Annotated in this window: 10 protein-coding genes; 1 reads left to right on the forward strand and 9 read right to left on the reverse strand. The window is 28.9% G+C overall.

Features of this window, described 5'->3' with window-relative positions; translation table 11 throughout:
* The first annotated feature begins 11 nt into the window (after positions 1-11).
* Positions 12-1,781 (forward strand): tetratricopeptide repeat protein, encoded by a 1,770-nt coding sequence (locus METVU_RS04875; RefSeq protein ID WP_015733076.1) that lies wholly within the window; start codon positions 12-14, stop codon positions 1,779-1,781.
* 17 nt (positions 1,782-1,798) lie between these two features.
* On the opposite strand, the gene METVU_RS04880 is transcribed toward METVU_RS04875, so the two are convergent.
* The 9 genes from METVU_RS04880 to METVU_RS04920 all read right to left on the reverse strand — a co-directional run bounded on the left by METVU_RS04880 (position 1,799) and on the right by METVU_RS04920 (position 17,895).
* A complete protein-coding gene (locus METVU_RS04880) occupies positions 1,799-4,393 on the reverse strand; it encodes a PEGA domain-containing protein (protein WP_015733077.1) in 2,595 nt (864 codons plus the stop codon).
* A 675-nt stretch (positions 4,394-5,068) separates the two neighbouring features.
* A complete protein-coding gene (locus tag METVU_RS04885; protein ID WP_015733078.1) occupies positions 5,069-5,956 on the reverse strand; it encodes a PP2C family protein-serine/threonine phosphatase in 888 nt (295 codons plus the stop codon).
* A 36-nt stretch (positions 5,957-5,992) separates the two neighbouring features.
* Positions 5,993-7,198: an ATP-binding protein gene (locus METVU_RS04890; protein WP_015733079.1), complete on the reverse strand. Its 1,206-nt coding sequence runs from the start codon at positions 7,196-7,198 to the stop codon at positions 5,993-5,995.
* 112 nt (positions 7,199-7,310) lie between these two features.
* A complete protein-coding gene (locus METVU_RS04895; RefSeq protein ID WP_015733080.1) occupies positions 7,311-7,919 on the reverse strand; it encodes a hypothetical protein in 609 nt (202 codons plus the stop codon).
* A gap of 24 nt (positions 7,920-7,943) precedes the next feature.
* Positions 7,944-11,465 (reverse strand): tetratricopeptide repeat protein, encoded by a 3,522-nt coding sequence (locus METVU_RS08820; protein ID WP_015733081.1) that lies wholly within the window; start codon positions 11,463-11,465, stop codon positions 7,944-7,946.
* Positions 11,466-11,511: 46 nt separating this feature from the next.
* Positions 11,512-13,002, reverse strand: a complete 1,491-nt coding sequence (locus METVU_RS04905; RefSeq protein WP_015733082.1) for a serine/threonine-protein kinase — start codon at positions 13,000-13,002, stop codon at positions 11,512-11,514.
* Positions 13,003-13,005: 3 nt separating this feature from the next.
* Positions 13,006-13,719, reverse strand: a complete 714-nt coding sequence (locus METVU_RS04910; RefSeq protein ID WP_015733083.1) for a hypothetical protein — start codon at positions 13,717-13,719, stop codon at positions 13,006-13,008.
* A 35-nt stretch (positions 13,720-13,754) separates the two neighbouring features.
* On the reverse strand, positions 13,755-15,320 hold the full coding sequence (locus tag METVU_RS04915; protein WP_048196819.1) for a DMT family transporter: 1,566 nt from the start codon (positions 15,318-15,320) through the stop codon (positions 13,755-13,757).
* 223 nt (positions 15,321-15,543) lie between these two features.
* Complete coding sequence (locus METVU_RS04920; RefSeq protein WP_015733085.1) at positions 15,544-17,895, reverse strand: DEAD/DEAH box helicase; 2,352 nt, start codon at positions 17,893-17,895, stop codon at positions 15,544-15,546.
* Between the last annotated feature and the right edge of the window lie 150 nt (positions 17,896-18,045).

An 18,045-nucleotide genomic window follows, 5' to 3' on the forward strand; every position in this document is an offset into this window, starting at 1 on the left:
TGGGGAGTGTTATGGAGGTAATATATGTATTAATTGCCTTTGGTGTATTTTATATGTTAATTAAAGTTTCTAATTCATCAAAAAAATCAAAAAATAAAGATAAATCTTCCACTACACATAAAAATTCAAAAACAAATATATATAAAAATTTAGATAGAAATATTAACTCATTATTTGAGGAAGGAAAAAGATATGAAAATGAAGGGGACTATGAAAAGGCAATTATTTTTTATAACGAAATTTTAAAAAAAGACCTTAATAATGTTGATGCATGGATTCGTAAGGGGATTTGTTTATATAAACTAAGAAAATTCAAATTATCTATTGAGTGTATGGATAAGGCATTAAAATTGGATAGAAAAAACTATTTAGCGTGGTTTTTTAAAGGAAACGCACTTATGGAACTAAAAAAATATGAAGATGCATTAAAATGTTATAATTATGCACTAAACTTGGCTCCTCCATCAGAAAAGGCAAAAATTCTCAATAACAAAAAACTATTAGAAGAAAAACTTTGTAAAGATAATCAAGATTTTGAGAGGATAAAACATTTTATTAAAAAAGGTAGAAACTTGTTATTAAAGAACGATTATAACAACGCACTAATAGAATTTAAAAAGGTCTTAATGAGAGATAAATATAACATCGAAGCATTATTTGGAGTCGGCTATTGCCTAAATGCATTAAATAAATTTGATGAGGCATTGGGATATTGGAATGAATATCTAAGATTAAATCCAAAAGATGCCAGTGGCTGGTTTAATAAAGGAGTGAGCTTATACAACCTAAAAGATTATAAAAATGCCATTTATTGCTTTAAAAAGGTTATTGAATTAAATCCAAAAGATGTTGATTCCTACTTATTTATTATAAACGCCTATTTATATCAAAAAGATTATAATGGTGCATTAGAATATGTTAATGAAATACTAAAAATAAATCCTCACTGGAAATTTTGGAAAATAAAAGGGGATATATATTATTCAATGAAAAGATACAAAGATGCGATAGATTCATACAAAAATGCATTAAAGTATGTTAAAGATGAAGAAATATATATATCTATTGGAAACGCCTATAAAAATATTGGGGACTTTAAAAATGCATTAACATATTATGAGTATGCATTAAAACTAAATCCAAAAAATATAATTGCAAAAAATCTAATTAGTAAAATTAACAGTATGATTGATAAAAAAACAGAGGAATATATAAATCTATCATTATATCCTACAACATTCTACTTCAACGAATGGAATGAAGCCACAATAACAATATCAAACAAAACAAAAGATACAATAAAAAATATTAGTTTTGAATTAAATGCTAATTTATTTGAAGTAGATAATATTGAGAAAATAAATTATCTCCCTCCTAATTCATCAATTGAAATCACATTCTTAATAAAACCAAAAAAGAAAGGAGAAATTCCTTATGAAATAAAACTCTCCTATGAAAGAAATGGAATAAAGCATATAGATGTTTATGAAGAATACATAAAAGTTTCAGAACCTAAAATGCAACAGAAGTCAATTGGAAAGGAAATATATTATTGTAGTGAGTTATTTTTGATACACTTAAAATATAACGACCTATATAAGGCACTGGGCTATCTATATGATTTAAAAAAATATGCTGAAAAAAACAAATCGGAAATGGTAAAAGATATAGAAAATCTTCTAAATGAGATAAATTATAGAATAAAAGAGAAAATAGGTGTCTCAGATGACTTCTATAAAAGGTCAGAAGTAATTATTGAAAGAATAAAATTGGGAAATTAAGATAATTTATAAACCATTTAAAACTCTCTCCTAATCCTATTCAATAAAACTTCTAATGCTTCAATTGTTTGTTTTTCTATTGGTATCTGCTCTTTTATTAAATACTCAATATGTTTTATAGCTCCCCCTAATTCTTTTTTATTATTTTCTGATTTAACATAATCCTTTAATGTTTCTAATGCCTCCAATAAACCAACTTTATCATTTGCCTTTGCACAATTTAGAGCTAATTTTGTTGTCGAATCAACTAACTCTCTGATTAATCTCTCAATCTCTTTTTTGTCAGTTGATTTTTTGAGTTTATCTATTGTTTGAGTTAGTGTTTTCTTAAGAGATTCTTTTTCTTTTATTAACTCTTCTATAGATTTTAATGCCCTTAAAAACTCATCTATTGACTGGAATCTATCTTCTTTTCTCTTTGCCAAGTGTCTTTCAAACAAACCATCGAATATAGATAGAGAAGGATTTATTTTTGAAGGAGGGAGAGGTTTTTTATCTGGATTAACTATTTTTAAAGATATTTGAGCTGGTGAAGTGCCTTCATAAGGCAATCTTCCAGTTAATAACTCATAGAATAAGACACCTAACTGATATATGTCTGTTCTTTTATCTGTCTTTCCATACTCTTCCTCATCTATCTGCTCCGGTGCTGAATATAGAAGAGTTAACGCCTTAGTAGTTGTTGCTGTTGATGATTTAGCCCCTATTTTTGCTAATCCCCAGTCAGTTATTTTTGGGATTAAGTTAGGGGTTAACAAGATGTTTGAAGGTTTTATATCTCTGTGGATGATGTTTTTATCATGGGCATGCTTTAAACCTTCTGCAATTTGTTTAATTAGATTTATCGCCTCTTTAGGACTTAATGGTTTTGGATACTTATCTAAATCTCTAATTAGTTTGCCGTTGAGGTTATAGCCGTCAATGTATTCCATTTCAATGTGCGGTATTGGTTCTTCATAAGCATCGAACATTCTAACTATATTTGGATGATTTAGGTTTTGCCAGACCTTAATTTCTTTTAGTAGGTATTTTTTAGCTTTTTCATCTAAATTAGGAATTTTTAAAGCAATAATTTCTCCATCAGATTTTCTTTTAACTTTGAAAACTTTTCCAAAACCACCTTCCCCGAGTTTTTCTAATGGGGTGTATTTAGATAACAATTCTGAGGGGAAATCAAAAATATCCTGATTTTGTTTTTCACCGATATTTTTTTGTTTTCTTTTTCTAACTAATACTAACCCAACAACTCCAAACCCCATCAACGCAAACGATCCTCCTAAATAATATCCTGCATAGCTGTTTGTTAATTCTATATCTAATTTTTTATACTCTCCATTTTTAATAGATATTGAAGATTCATATATTGGAAGTTCTCCGATTTTACATTCAATATGATAAAATCCGGGTTTAACATCATGTTTGGTTATTGGAGTAGTTCCTATCCATTTATTGTTAAGATATATATCACAAGGAACTCCCAGATAGGAATAAACGGTTAAATATCCATATTTTGGTGTTAGTTTGGCCTTTATCGTTTTCGAATCTCCACTGTTTATATAAATATCTGTTGAATATGTATTATACTCCTCTTTTTTAATTTCTATGTTATGATTCCCTATTGATAGCTTATAACTTCTTAAAGGTGGGTGTCCTACATACTTACCATCGATATAAATCTCTGCTCCTTCTAATGAATAAACGGTTAAATACCCGAACTTTGGTTTTAATTCAGCGTTTACTGTTTTTGAATCTCCACTGTTTATATAAACATCTGTTGAGTAGGGGTAATATTCATCTTTTTTAACTTCAACTGAATGTATTCCTGGAGTTAATGTTAAATGGAGAGGTGTTTTTCCTTCATAATATCCATCAACATAAACATCTGCATCTGTTGGATTGGAATAAACATTTAAGCAACCATAAGATTCTGTCAATGTGGCATATATGTTGTAGGTTTCTCCCGAATTCACATTAACATATTCAGTATATGACTCATAACCTTCCTTTTCAACAGAGATCGTATGGCTTCCGGAGGTTATAGGATAATCCGCTATGGGAGTTTTTCCAATATATGATCCATCCACATACACATCTGCATCGTAAACATTTGAATCCACTGAAATGTATCCATCTGAATTATAAGAATAATCATTAGTTGGATAATTTGATGTATCAGATGTGGAAGATATTACTTCAAATGTAGTAGTTGCAGATTTTGATTTATCATCTTCCCCAATATTTAACCATCCTGTGTCTATGTAATCAACATCAATGTGTATTGTTTTTACACCTTCTAACGCACTGTTGTTAACGTTTATGGTGAATGTAAAGGTTGCTGAACCATACTTGTCAATATCTACAGGTGAAGATTTAGAAGGTGAAATAAAAATACCGTTATCTAAACAATAAGGTTTTACAACAACATTTTTTGCCCAATCTTCCCCTCCAACTTCACTAACATTTACTATCAACGTTCCAGTTCCTCCTTTTTCAATTTTATAGGGATTTACTGATGCAGATATTTCTAACTCTGGTGTTCCTAATTCTGCATAAGATATACTAATTTCTGACAATAATATTAAATAAAATATTAACAATAACAATTTTTTCATTATTTCACCTACTCACTATATAGTAATACTAATTAATATCTACACTAATTAATATACACATAAATATAAATGTAGTAATTTGATGGATTCAGATTTTTAAGTTTTTTATTGGATTATACTTCATAATCTGGATATTATTTGATCCCCTAACTCTACATCAATTGATCTCTTCCAATAAAACTATTTATCTATTTTTAAATTTTAAATTAATTTAATAGCACTTTTATATTTACCATTAGTTGTCGCTAAGGAAGCTCCGAGCTTTAGCTCGGAGAGGAATTCAGATGAAAACCTAACGGTTTTCATTACTCTCCTCGCTACGCTCGAAGATAGGGGAGGCGGGCGGGGATAAGGTTTATATATCCAATTCGATATACTAATTATTGCCTCCAGTCCACGTTATTATGGGTGGGATTCAGGGAAAATCTTCGATTTTGCTACCCGAAGCTTCGCTTCGGTATCGAAAATCCCACTGCTGGGGGCTAACGGTTGAGAGGAGGTAGCCCCGAGTCCCGTTAAGGGATAGGGGTAGTGGCTTTGGCGGAGCCCTCTGCTCTCCCGAAACTCCGCCCTTTAGGGCGGAGAGCCGTCATATGTAGTTGGGAAATTTTATTATCGAAGTAATAACTATAAACAATGATAAAAACAAATTATCACTATTTTTCTTTATCTAACTTAGTATGTTTTATGTGAATATACTATAATGCTCACATTATCTTTTGTCTTCTTTAAAGCAATATCTAAAAGCTCTTTAACAATTTCTTTTGGATTATTCTTATTTTTAATTACTTCTAAGATTTCTTCTTTTTTAATATAATCATGCAATCCGTCAGAACTTAGCAATAAAATATCCCCCTCCTCTTTCAAATTCCACTCATAAATATCAACCTTAAAATCATCTATTCCTAATGCTGATGTTATAATATTTTTCATTGGGTGGTGTATTGCTTCTTCCTCCGTTATATGCCCCTCGTCGATTAAAGCTTGAACTAAAGAATGATCCCTTGTCCTTTCTACAATTTCGTTATTTCTAATTAAATAGGCCCTACTATCTCCACAGTTTGCTATAATTGCTAAGTTCCCTTTAATTATTGCAGTTGTTAAAGTTGTAGCCATTCCCTCCTTATCTCCAACTGCCTCTGCTTTTATCTTATTATGAGCAGATTCATAAGCATCTTTTAGGAGTTGTCTTACTCCTTCAATTGAGAGGTTTTGATTGTATTTTTCTTTAATAACTTCTTTTAGAATATCTATTGCCATCTTTGAAGCAACATCTCCCGCCTTATGTCCCCCAACTCCATCTGCAACAGCCAATAGGTAGATATCTTCAATCCTTTTGATTAAAATACTATCCTCATTGTTCGTTCTATTTCCTTTGTGGGATATTCCATAGGCATTATCTTCAATTATATCATTTATATCATTGTTAGAGCTATCTATCAGTTCTATTTTTGATATTTCTATATCTACAACGTCCTCCACGGGAATTTCAATTTCTGATTTCTGTTTATCTTCTTTTTCCTTATCAATTCCAATTTTTCTTAGAAAATCTTTTATTCCCATAAGCATCCCGTTATTTATTTTAAAATTAAATTAAAATTATCCCCCAAACTCTTCAGCCCATTTCTCATACTTCTCAATATCTCTCTTAGTTAATGGACTTTTAATCTTCTTAAATGCCTCTTCAAAATCATTATTAGTTAAAGCTCTTGTTTTTAGCTTCCTCTTTCTTAATTCATTATAAGGCAGTTTAGCCAATTCATACAAGTTCTTATTAACATCTCTAATCATGTTCCAAATCGCCTCTTGGCAGAGGTTTTTTAAATCTCTTCCTGAATACAATCTCTCAACACATTTTTCAGCAATTTCATCTAAATCAATATTTAACTCAATACCTTTTGTATTAATTTTAATAATCTCTTTTGTTGCTTTCTTATCTGGCAAGGGAATATAAATCCTTCTTGGAAACCTTGATAAAACTGCCTCATCCAAATCCCAGGGTGTGTTAGTGGCAGATAAAGTTAAGACCAACAAATCTTTTCCCTTATCTTGGAATCCATCCAATTCAGTTAATAATGTTGAGAGCATTCTCCTTGATGCCTCACTAACTCCCTCCCCTCTTTTTGTTGTTAGAGCGTCAATTTCATCAATAAATACAATACTTGGACTTAACTCCCTTGCAACTTCATATAGGGCAGTTATTATCTTTGATGATTCCCCAAAGTATTTACTTGTTACTGATGATGCCTTAACGTTAAAGAATGTAGCATCTAAGCTTCCTGCACAGGCAGATGCCAATAATGTTTTTCCAGTTCCTGGAGGTCCGAAAAGCAAGACACCTTTCCATGGTTGTATTGATTTTGGTTTTTGTAGGGCAGAGATAACTATTGTTTCCATCATTAAACGTTTTACATCCTCTAAACCACCAATATCATCCCATTTTACTGGTGATTTTTGGATTAAGTTGTTCTTTACATAATTTTTAAATTTGTCTATCTCATTCTCCTCTTTTTCTTCTGATTGGTTTGTTTGAGAAAAAGTTGATTTCTTTATCGATTTTGTTGTTTTTGTCTTTGATTCAAATACTTCATTAATATTCTCTGCCACTATTTGCCATTTTTCTGCTTTTTCTACATAACTTTTTGCATTGTAAGTGTCATATTTTGCTAACTCTTTTAATAACTTAGAACACTCTAATGCCTTTTTCTTTGCTAAGGACATATTTCCATTTTTTTTTGCTTTTTCATAATCCAACTTTGCTTTTTTGAATTGATTCATTAGAGCTCCTGATAAGTCAATTTCCATTAAAGATCCCCTCGTATCTTAAACTTAACTATCTATCTAAAAACAATAATAATCATATTATGTAAAATCATAAGATAATATAGCAGAATATAAACACTCCAAATATATGTTGTTATTCAAATAATATCCTATCCTTATTCTTTTTCTCTTCACTTACTATTTCTTTTGCATCTTCAACATCCAACTCTCCCTCTTTAACTGCATGGATGGTTTTTAAAATATCTTCAATATCTTCATCATACTCCTCTGAAGCCATAGATAAAGTATCGTCTGTAATTCCCAGTGCAGTATTGAGCGTATTGATAACATTTTCACTATTCAACCTTAGGTTAATAAGTGCCTTTTCTAACTCTTCTGGGGACATTTTACTTAAAGTGTTCCATAGTGGAGTGGATTTTAATATTACTTCATTTTCTTTAATAACCAATAAATTATCTATGAACCTCATTTGCTTATTTAATAAAGCATGAGAATTTTGCAGTTGCTTTTTCCTTTGGTTTAATGTCTTTATTTTTGTAGCTATTGTCAGCTCTTCACTTCTGCTTTTTGCGTTCTTTGCTTTTTCAAAAAGTGCAGTTATTTGATCGTCAATATTTGCCATTTCGTTCTCCAATTTTCTAATTTGTACATCCAGCTTTATTTTTGATTCTTTTAGTTTGTCTAATGGAATATCTAAGGGATTTTTATTTTTGCTGAATAGATTTTTTAATTTGCTGATCATTTTATCGCCTCTGTTTAATTTTTTTCAGAATTTTAATTTTATCTTATGCACTATAACCTCTGCTGATGATATTATTTCTTCTGGAATGGGCATTTTATTCTCTACCCTATAGGCAATCATTTCTTTTAATTTAATTAAATCATTTTTAATATCTCCTTTTGCATATTCAATTAAGTCCCCACAGTATTTATAGGCATTTACACCATCATTGATTTTTAAACACATTAAAAACAACTCTCCACAATAGAAAGCACTTCTACTGAAATCTCTAATAGTTATGGACTTTTTAAGTTCTTCTTTGAAGGTTATTTGAAGGTATTTAGCTAAGTCCCTCTGCAGTTCTAATATTGATGAGTATCTATCTTTAGGATTTTTATTTAGACATTTTAGGATTATTTTGCTTACATTACTGTCTATTTCAGAATTTATTTTTTTAGGTGGTTTAGGTTTTTTTGTAATTATTTTCATGCCTATTTCTATTACTGACTTTCCGTCAAATGGAAATTCTCCAGTCGTTAATTGATAAAAGATAACGCCCAATTGCCAAATATCTGTTCTTTCATCAGTTTTAGTATTATTTATCTGCTCCGGAGAGGCATAATGAGGAGTAAATCCTCCTCTTGTTGTTAAAGTGGACTTAGATATAACCTTAGATAGTCCCCAGTCGGTTATTTTTGGAATGCCGTTTTTTAGCAATATATTGTGTGGCTTTAAGTCCCTATGTATGATTCCCTTATTATGGGCATATTTTAATCCCTCTGCAATGTTAAAGATTATGTAAGAAGCTTCCTTTACATCTAAAACTCTCTTTCTTTTCAAATAATCCTCTAATGACTCATCACACAACTCCATTTCAAAGTAAGGAATTGGTAGGATGTTATAATCATAGACCTTAACTATATTCGGATGATTTAGTTTAGTCCAGTTTTCTAATTCTTTTATAAAGGATTTTCCAGTTGAAGCATCTAAAGATATTGGTAGCTTTATAGCTACTGGTAAGTTATCTTTAACTCTTATTGCCTTAAAGACCCTTGCAAAGCCACCTTGTCCGATAAATTGAATATTTTTATAGAATTCTTCCAACTCTGGTGGAAATGTTTTTGGTGTTGACGGGTTTATAATGTCTGTGAGTTTAAACGATTTTTCTTTGTATATGTGTGCTCCTTTAACTTCAACTTCAAAATTGTAGGTATTTTGATAGGTCTTGTTGTTGTGTTGGTATTCAACTGCTATTTCTAATGGGACAATTCCTTCATAGTTTGGTCTTACATATATAGTTAGTTCTTCTGATGATTTTCCTTTAATTGATAGTGGAGATATGCCCTTAACATTAAAATCATCAGAAAATTTTAATTGGACATTTTTTGCAGTTCCTTCACCTTTATTGATGATCTTAACTTTAATCTTTTCCCATCTACCTAATACAAATGTAGTTTTTGGAAAGTTTATTATGAGATTTGGTGGGTTATTTTGCTCTTCTAAGGACTTTATCATACTCCGTAAAGTAGTATTATTATTAATTTTTAGTGCTTCTTTATAATAGTTTATAGCATTTTTGTAATCTGCTTTTTTAAGTAGCGAATCGCCAAATTTAACTAAGACATTATACAATAATGTATTATTCTTCACACTATCCATTTTTAAATATTTTAATGCATTATTATAATCACCAAGATTATAATAGCAATTAGCGATTTTTTCTAAGAGATCTTTTTTACGACAGATTATTTTATTTTTTAGATTATTGGTATAATTTTTTTCAATAAACTGGTAGTATTTTATAGCGTTTTCATAATCTCTTTTATTATATAATATATTTCCAAACTCATAAGATAAATTGTAAACTATTGTGCTATTTTTATATCGTTTTGCATATTCTTCAAAACATTTAATTGATTCGTCAAATTTATTCATTAGGTATAGGCATTTTCCTTTCCTCCATAGTGCACCTGCTTCTATTGTTTTATTTAATATTGAGTCATAACATTTCAAGGCCTTGTCATATTCTCCTTCGGAAATAAAAAAATCACCTAATTTATATAATAGTCCAGTATCAAGAGAGCTTTTATTAATTTTGTTAAAATGCTTAAGAATTTCATCCTTAGAAAAATTTCCTAAAACATTGTTTTTAGATGAAGATATTTTTTGCATATTTTGAGAGGTATTTTTTACGCTATTATCGTTTGTTTTATCATTTAACGATGTATTGTTAAGCTTGCTATTATTTAGCATTTCCATAAGAGATTTTTTATATTCTAAGAGTTTTTTATTATTTTTGTTATATTTTAATGCGTTATTTATACATAATAAAGATTCTTCATAAAATCCTAATTTTTCATAACATAATGCCTTAAAATAATATGCTTCGGTATCTTTTTTATTATGTTTTAAATATTCGTCTAATAATATTAACGCATCTTTATAGTTTCTGTTTTTGTAATGGGCTAAACCTTCTGATTTTAATCTATTTGCTACATAATTTATTTTATTTTTTGCATTTACATTTTTGTTATTCGTTTTTAGAATCTTATTAAAACATTCTAATGCCTTTGAATAATTCCCTATATTTAAATATGCATCTCCTAAATATCTAAGAACCTCTGTATCGTTTTCATTAGAACTTAAACACTGATTTAATAATTCAATCGCTTTATAGTAATTTCCATTTTTATATTCTTTAACCGCCTTTTGGAGGGTTGGGAATTTAGAGTTATTATCCGATTGATTTAAATTATTCCCTATTTCTGCGATAATTTTCTTTCTAAGCTCAAATACTTTTTCATTTTTTGGATTTAAATGCATTAGTGTGTTTATTATGCTAAGGGCTTTTTTATATTCCCTCATATCTTTAAGAATCAGTGCTTTATTATACATGGCAAGTTCATTTTTTGGATTCAAAGACAGTGCCTTTTCATAGCATTTTAAAGCCATTTGATAATCTTTTAATGCATAATAAACATTTCCACAGTTGTTCCAGAGTACGTCATTTTTTGGATCTAATTTTAACGCTTCGTTATATAACTTAATCGCGTCATTATATTTTCCTTTGTTAAAAAGATTCTTTGCAGTTTTGTTTATCTCTTCAATCCTTAATATGTTTTCTATCATTTTGATTTTTGCTTTTGCTATTGAATTTTTGGAATCTATTTTTAGAACTTCTTTAAATTTTGATAATGCATCTTCATATTTCTTAGATCTAAATAATAATTCTCCCTCATTTAATAATATTTTTTCTTTGCAGATATTTAAATTTGTTTTTATATTAGTATCGTTAGGGTTTAACTTTAAAATCTCCTCATATTTTTTTAATGCATTGTTATATGCTCCATTTTCAAACAGATTATCTGCATCTTTTTTTAATTTTTCAATTTTTTCGATAATTTTTATTTTATCTCTTATTTTTTTATTATCCTCTATTTTTAATGCATCTAAATAAGCTTTTTTAGCAAGTATATACTTACCTTCTATAAAAAAATTGTCACCTTCTTTTATTAGATCCTCTAAACTTTCACCTTTGAAAATCTTTTTTAATAGTTTAATAACCATAACACCCCCCAATCAAATTCACATAGTTCGATATAATATCAATTATCTAAAATCTCATTTTAACTTTTTCAATTATAATTTTTGCATTTATTTTTAATTCATCAGAGGGTTCTTTTATCCCTTCATTTATCCTGTAATTAACTCCTTCAATTAAATTATTAATTGCTTTAATTACATCATCAGAACAGTGCTTTTCAGCATAGTATTTTAGATCATATAGGTAATTTAATGCAGTTTTTAGATCATTGTTATTTAAATGAAACAAAACCAAATCAGCACAGTAAAATACACTTCTATTAAAATCCTTCTGAGTTTTTGATCTGTTTAACTCTTCGGTCAGTTGGACATTTAGATAACCTGCCAAATGCTTCTGCAATTCATCTATTGATTGGTATCTCTTAGTTTTATCCTTTTGGATGCATTTTAGAATTATTCTTTCCAATTCTTCATCAATTAATGGGTTTATCTGGGAAGGTTTTTGTGGCTCTTCATTTTTAATCTTTTCCAATATGTCAAAAGTATCCCCATTGAATGGAAGTTGTTTTGTAGTTAATTCATACAAAATAATCCCAATTTGGTAAATATCTGTCCTTTTATCCTCACCTACTTTGGTTATTTGTTCTGGTGCTGAGTATTGGAGAGTTAGAGCATTTATGGTTGTTGATTTTGATGTCTCCTCCTTTGCTAATCCCCAGTCAGTTATTTTTGGGATTCCGTTGGAGATTAAGATATTTGAGGGCTTTAAGTCCTTGTGAATAATTCCTTTATTATGGGCATATTTTAAACCGTTTAATACCTCAAACATCAGCATTAACGCATCTCTAATGTTTAGTTTGTTTTTGATTTTGTTTAAGTCAGTTTCACAGTATTCCATCTCTATGTGCGGATATGGAAGGATGTTGTAATCATAAAGTTGGACTATGTTTATGTGGTTTAGTTTTTTCCAGTTTTCAATTTCTCTTAAAAACATCTTTCCTGTTAATTCAGTTAATTCCTTAGGAACTTTTATTGCTATTGTTTTTCCATTCTTTACTGCTCTAAATACATAAGAGAAGCCACCCTCTCCAATTTTTACTGGATTTTGGTATTTTGAGAGAAGTTGTTTTAGTTTTTTAAGGTTTTCATCTTCTTCAATTCCCAAATTAGCTACGCCTACGGGTCTAATTTGAATATCTACTGTTGATTCATCCCCTAAGAGTAAATTTTTAATTTGGATAAGCTCATTTTCTATTTGAAGTTTTAGTTGAGTTATTTGACTGTTAAAGGTTTTGATTCTTTTGTTTATTGTTTCATCTTCTATGTTTTCTAATAATTTTGATGCCTTTTTTAATGTTTCTCTGGCCTTGGAATAGTTTTTATTTGATTTTAAAGTTATTGCCTCATTTATTTTTAACTCAACATCTTTTAGTTTGGCTTTTATTCTGAGTTCAGATATTATCTCTTGATACTGTTTATACTCTTCTCTATCTAAATAATGCATATTTTGATTTAAAAAATTCTCAAGTTCACTAATATCCTTTAAAATCTCTTTTATCATAGTTTATCCCCTAAGTTTATTTGATATTAGATCAATTTTTGCATTTAATATATTTTTAATTATTGATTTTATATTATCACGTATGGATAATTCCAAATCATTATCTTTATTTGATTTAGCTATTTTCTCCGCCTTTTTATAACATTCAAGTGATTTTTTCCATTTTTCTATTGCATTAGGAATATTATTATTTTGGAAATCATTCATTGCCTTTGATGATAGTTCCTTTGCTTCTAATAGATAAGAAGTAAGTAAATCTGACTTATTGTAGAGCGTATCGTTTCTGGTCAATATCTTACTGGATTCGGAAATTTTAAATGTTATTATTTTATCATAATGTCGTGAAATAAAAAAGAAGATCATCGACACAATTGCCCCTGAAAGACCCATCGGTTCCCATGCCAATAATAAGGTAAATAACAATAATGTCCAAAATGCAATCTTTCCAAAACATCTACTTGAGAATCCATTTACGGAGGCCCATATCATTATATTACCAAATTCGCCAGTATTATTTATACTGTATCCAAAAATACTTGCTAAAATTTCCCAAACAATAATCATTCCAATTAAAATTATCCACCAATACATAAATTTAAAAAGCCATCCTACTGGTGATGTCTCTAAAACTTTTTTGGTTTTTACGTATTTCTCTACTTTTTCTAATATTTTTATACTTATTACAATTGATATGATCTCAATTATATATTCAAACATACTAACCCCACCAATTAAAATCAGTTTGAATTTTATTATATATTGGTTAATTTATCATTTATTAATTTAATTCCAGTTTTAAAAATATTACTGATGATAACTTTAATATTCTTATCTACTAATTTAACAATTTCTTTATCTTCTTTTAGTTTTGCAATTTCTTTTGCTCTTTCGTACTGTTTGACAGCTCCCTTCCATTTTTCAATTGCCTTACTTAGTTTATTTTGATTAAATAAAATTAATGCTTCAGAAGAATATCTTTTTGCTCTTTCTAATAATAATTCCAATGGTGGATTTTTAAGAATTTCCTCACATTTTTGGATTTTATCATTTAGGACTTTTTCATACTTGTATGATATTTTTTGATATTTTCCAGATAATAAGTTTAACAATTTTTCGTATTCATCCATCGCTTCTTCTATTTCATTATTTTTGAATAATTCATCTGCTTTTTGTAGTTGGTTTTTAAATTCAGATTCTAACTGTCTTATACGCTCATCTTCTAATTTTTTCTTACATTTTTTGATTTTATGTTTTGTTTCATTTTCAAACATGGGATATTCATTTAATAATTTTTTATATTCATTTAATGCTTCCTCTATTTTATTTTTATTAAACAAATCATCTGCTTTTTGCAATTGTTCTTTAAATTGGTTTTTAAGTTTTGATTCTGTATTTTCAATTTTATCTTTGATGATTTCTTTTAAATCTTTATTTTCATTCTTAGATGCATTTTCGTTTATTTTTATGTATGTTTTTAATGCTTCTTTGTAATTACCTGAATTGTAATACTCATTTGCTATTTGAATTTGTTCTAAATTGTCTTTTAGAGATATTATCTCATATGCCAAATCTTTGTTGTGGTAAGGAATTTCTTTATTACTATAATCTCTTAACAAATATAAACTTCCATTTAAATGTTTTAAACAATTACTATAATCCTCTCTTTTCAGATTTTCAAGTGATTTATTGTATTCTGATTTTGCAATCTTATCTGCAATTATACTTGCAATTTCAAATGTAATTCCCCCTACAAATCCGCCTGTGATATACCATACAAAACCTGTACCCCAACCTACTATCTCTGACATAATCTTTCCTATAATACCAAGTGCAATTCCAAATGCGATTACTCTTGCAATTCTATGTGAAATCATCCTTAGAATCCAAAATGCAATTGCAAATATGGCCATCTCTGCAATTACAAATTCAATCATGTCAGTAATTTCAACGTTATAATAGTTTGTATAGTATGTAATCCACCATGCAATTTCAAGCATAAATCCGCCTGCAATCCACCATGTAATTTTTCTATACTCTCCTCTTATAATCCACCATGCAATTCCAAGTGTAATCCCATATACAATTCCACTTGCAATCACATATTCAATAAAAATTTTCCCTGCAATCTCATCTGCAATTTCCCATGAAATTCCCAATAAAAAGATATAAATCAACACTGTAAATGCCTGTCCTTCAAAAATTTCTCTCTTCTTTAACTCAATTCCTAACCAAAACCAACCGCTATAAACTAAAACTATATAACTAATAAGTCCAAACAATCCATAACTTGCAAAGAAATCAACAATATAGTTTATCATCATTATCACCTAACTTTAAAATAAAATCAAATATTATATAATATAATTACTGTTAATGTAAGATAATATATTAATCTTTAAGGTTTCATAAAATAAAAGCTAATTATTTATTTGTCTATATATCTACATAATCACATATTTATGGATGATTTAAAACAAGAAATAACGTAATAAAAGTTATGGAAAGAAAAAATGGATTTTGAGATGGCAACATGCAAGAATATTACCTATATTCTGCTGTTAAAACCTCTCTAATCTTTTTAGCCCTCTCTTTTCCGACTCCATCAACTTTCATTAATTCTTCTTCCTTTGCTGTAAATACATTTTCAACTGTCTTAAAGTGCTTTAACAACCTTTCAGCTAACGCCCCACCAACATCTGGCAAACTTTCAACAATGAATTTCTGCTGTTCCTTCAAAGACATTGCTGTCTTTCCATACCTTACCATAACAGCCCTTTTCTCTTTTATTTGCTCTTTCTCAGCAATCTTTATTAGTAAATCGGCTGTTTCTTCAGCATTTTTTGTAAAGATTATTGGGATGCCAAAATCCAAAGTTATTGATAAAATGGCTCCTTTAAGTGCATTTTCGTGAATTCTGCTAAAATTATCTCCTTCAATAATTAATAATGGTCTTTCAACCTTTCTAAGGTTTTTTAACTGGTTAAATAATCTTTTATCAATTATTGAATTTACAAAATCCTCAGCTGTTTTTCTCTCAACAACTACTCTATCGCTTAAAATATAGTCCCCAACTTCTAAGGTTTTTAGTTCAATGTTCGCATAGTTATGTAAAAGTTTAGCCATATTCCTCTCTCTAACATCTATAATGATTTTCAACTGTTTTTTCATGCTTTCTTTATCTTTATTTTTATTATCATCTTTATTATACTCTTTTTTATCATTTTTATTAACTTGGTTTATAAAGTCCAATATAGTAATTTGTTTCTTCTCTTTTTTTGTCTTTTCGTTGTTATTGTTTTTTATTACATCTTTTTCTGTTTCTAATATTGAAACATCTTCTTTTTTACTCTGAATTTCCGAAGTGATGTTAGATTCTATCTTTTTTTCTTTATTTTTTTCAGCTAATTTCTTGTTTAATATTTTACACATATTTTTGAGTATTTGTTTCATTCCTTTTTCTTTGTAAAGTGCACTTTTATAGTATGCCTCATCTGTTGTGCCTTTTGCAATAAGAATAAAAACGTTTCCTCCTTCTCCTCTCATTGCTCTTCCTCTTCTTTGAATAAATCTTATTTCAGAGGGAACGGGTTCGTAAAATATTATGTAGTTTACAGATGGGATGTCTATTCCTTCTTCTGAAACGCTTGTTGAAACTAAGACACTTCCCTCTTTTTTGAATTTTTCTATTGCCTTTATTTGCTCTTTTTGTGTCATTCCTTTTCCTTTTTCTTTACTTGCCTGGCCTATAAATTTTATTGCCTTTATTTCATTCTGGTTTAGAAGATTTACTATTTTCTCAACTGTATCACGATATTGAGCGAATATTATTATTCGTTCGTCTTTATTTTCTTTTAAGATTTTTTTAACCATTTCTATGACTTTTTCTAATTTTGGATGATCTGTATTTGATTTTAGTAGTAGATTAACCGCCTTTATAATTTTTTCATCGTTAATTACAGATTTAGCAGATTTGGTTCTTTGTGATGATAATTTATTTATATAATTCAAGAATACTGTCTTTCCTTGACTTTCTAATAGTTCTCTTGCGTGCATTAATTTCAACGCTTCAGAACAGACCTTTATTAGTTCATATTTTATTTGCTCATCATATGCAAATAAACGTTTATTTAACTCTATGAGATCTGTTTTAGTTATATGGTATATTGAGTTTACAACTCCCGCATCTTTCAATATTTTTAATCTCTCTTTTAATGCCTCGTTTATCAATGTTAATGCCTGTTTAAACTCTTTAGGTAGTTCAATTCTTATGGGTTTTAATTTAATCTTAGCAATGTATGGTTTAACGTCCTCATCATCCTCAGTTCTCACTTCAACATGCTCTATCCCTAAATTCTCACATATCTCCATAATTTTATCAATATCTGATCCAGGAGAAGCTGTTAATCCCAATATGTGGCATTTATCTCTAAATTTTTTTGCAACGAAAGCGTAGGAGTGATCTCCTGTTGTATGGTGTGCTTCATCGGCTATAAGTAAGATGAACTCATCTATATTGATTCTTCCTGCAATTATATCGTTTTCTATAACTTGCGGTGTGGCAATAAATATCTTTCCTTTTTTGTAAAGATCTTCTCGTTTTTTTGGGGATATTTTCCCAGTTAGGGCAATTATCTTATCTTCATCAATGTTTAAAACATCTTTTAATTTTTTATAATGTTGCTCTACCAATGGGCGTGAGGGGGCCAATATTAAAACCTTTCCGTCTTTTTTTGTTAAAATACCTGCTATAACAAGTATGGCTATCGCTGTTTTTCCCAATCCAGTGGATAGCACACAGAGAGTATTTTTGTTTAAGGCATTTCCTGCAATTATTTGTTGATATACTCTCGCTTCAAGTATGTTTGGTTTAATTAGAGGATGATTAATGAACATGGTATCATCAATTTTATTTTTAATTTTATTTTATTGAGTTTATTGGATCTTGATTCTTAATTTATTTGTCCAATAACGAATCAAATTATTTAATCAACTTATTTATTTATGTATTAACTTTTCCATACAAAATGAAAATCAACATATTGT

Source organism: Methanocaldococcus vulcanius M7, from assembly GCF_000024625.1.
GTDB classification, from domain to species: domain Archaea; phylum AGJL01; class Methanococci; order Methanococcales; family Methanocaldococcaceae; genus Methanocaldococcus; species Methanocaldococcus vulcanius.

What these genes read in the sequence shown, in the direction of transcription:
- METVU_RS04875 (WP_015733076.1), top strand. Translation starts at nt 12, where the DNA reads ATGGAGGTAATATATGTATTAATTGCCTTTGGTGTATTTTATATGTTA.
- METVU_RS04880 (WP_015733077.1), bottom strand. Translation starts at nt 4,393, where the DNA reads ATGAAAAAATTGTTATTGTTAATATTTTATTTAATATTATTGTCAGAA.
- METVU_RS04885 (WP_015733078.1), bottom strand. Translation starts at nt 5,956, where the DNA reads ATGGGAATAAAAGATTTTCTAAGAAAAATTGGAATTGATAAGGAAAAA.
- METVU_RS04890 (WP_015733079.1), bottom strand. Translation starts at nt 7,198, where the DNA reads ATGGAAATTGACTTATCAGGAGCTCTAATGAATCAATTCAAAAAAGCA.
- METVU_RS04895 (WP_015733080.1), bottom strand. Translation starts at nt 7,919, where the DNA reads ATGATCAGCAAATTAAAAAATCTATTCAGCAAAAATAAAAATCCCTTA.
- METVU_RS08820 (WP_015733081.1), bottom strand. Translation starts at nt 11,465, where the DNA reads ATGGTTATTAAACTATTAAAAAAGATTTTCAAAGGTGAAAGTTTAGAG.
- METVU_RS04905 (WP_015733082.1), bottom strand. Translation starts at nt 13,002, where the DNA reads ATGATAAAAGAGATTTTAAAGGATATTAGTGAACTTGAGAATTTTTTA.
- METVU_RS04910 (WP_015733083.1), bottom strand. Translation starts at nt 13,719, where the DNA reads ATGTTTGAATATATAATTGAGATCATATCAATTGTAATAAGTATAAAA.
- METVU_RS04915 (WP_048196819.1), bottom strand. Translation starts at nt 15,320, where the DNA reads ATGATAAACTATATTGTTGATTTCTTTGCAAGTTATGGATTGTTTGGA.
- METVU_RS04920 (WP_015733085.1), bottom strand. Translation starts at nt 17,895, where the DNA reads ATGTTCATTAATCATCCTCTAATTAAACCAAACATACTTGAAGCGAGA.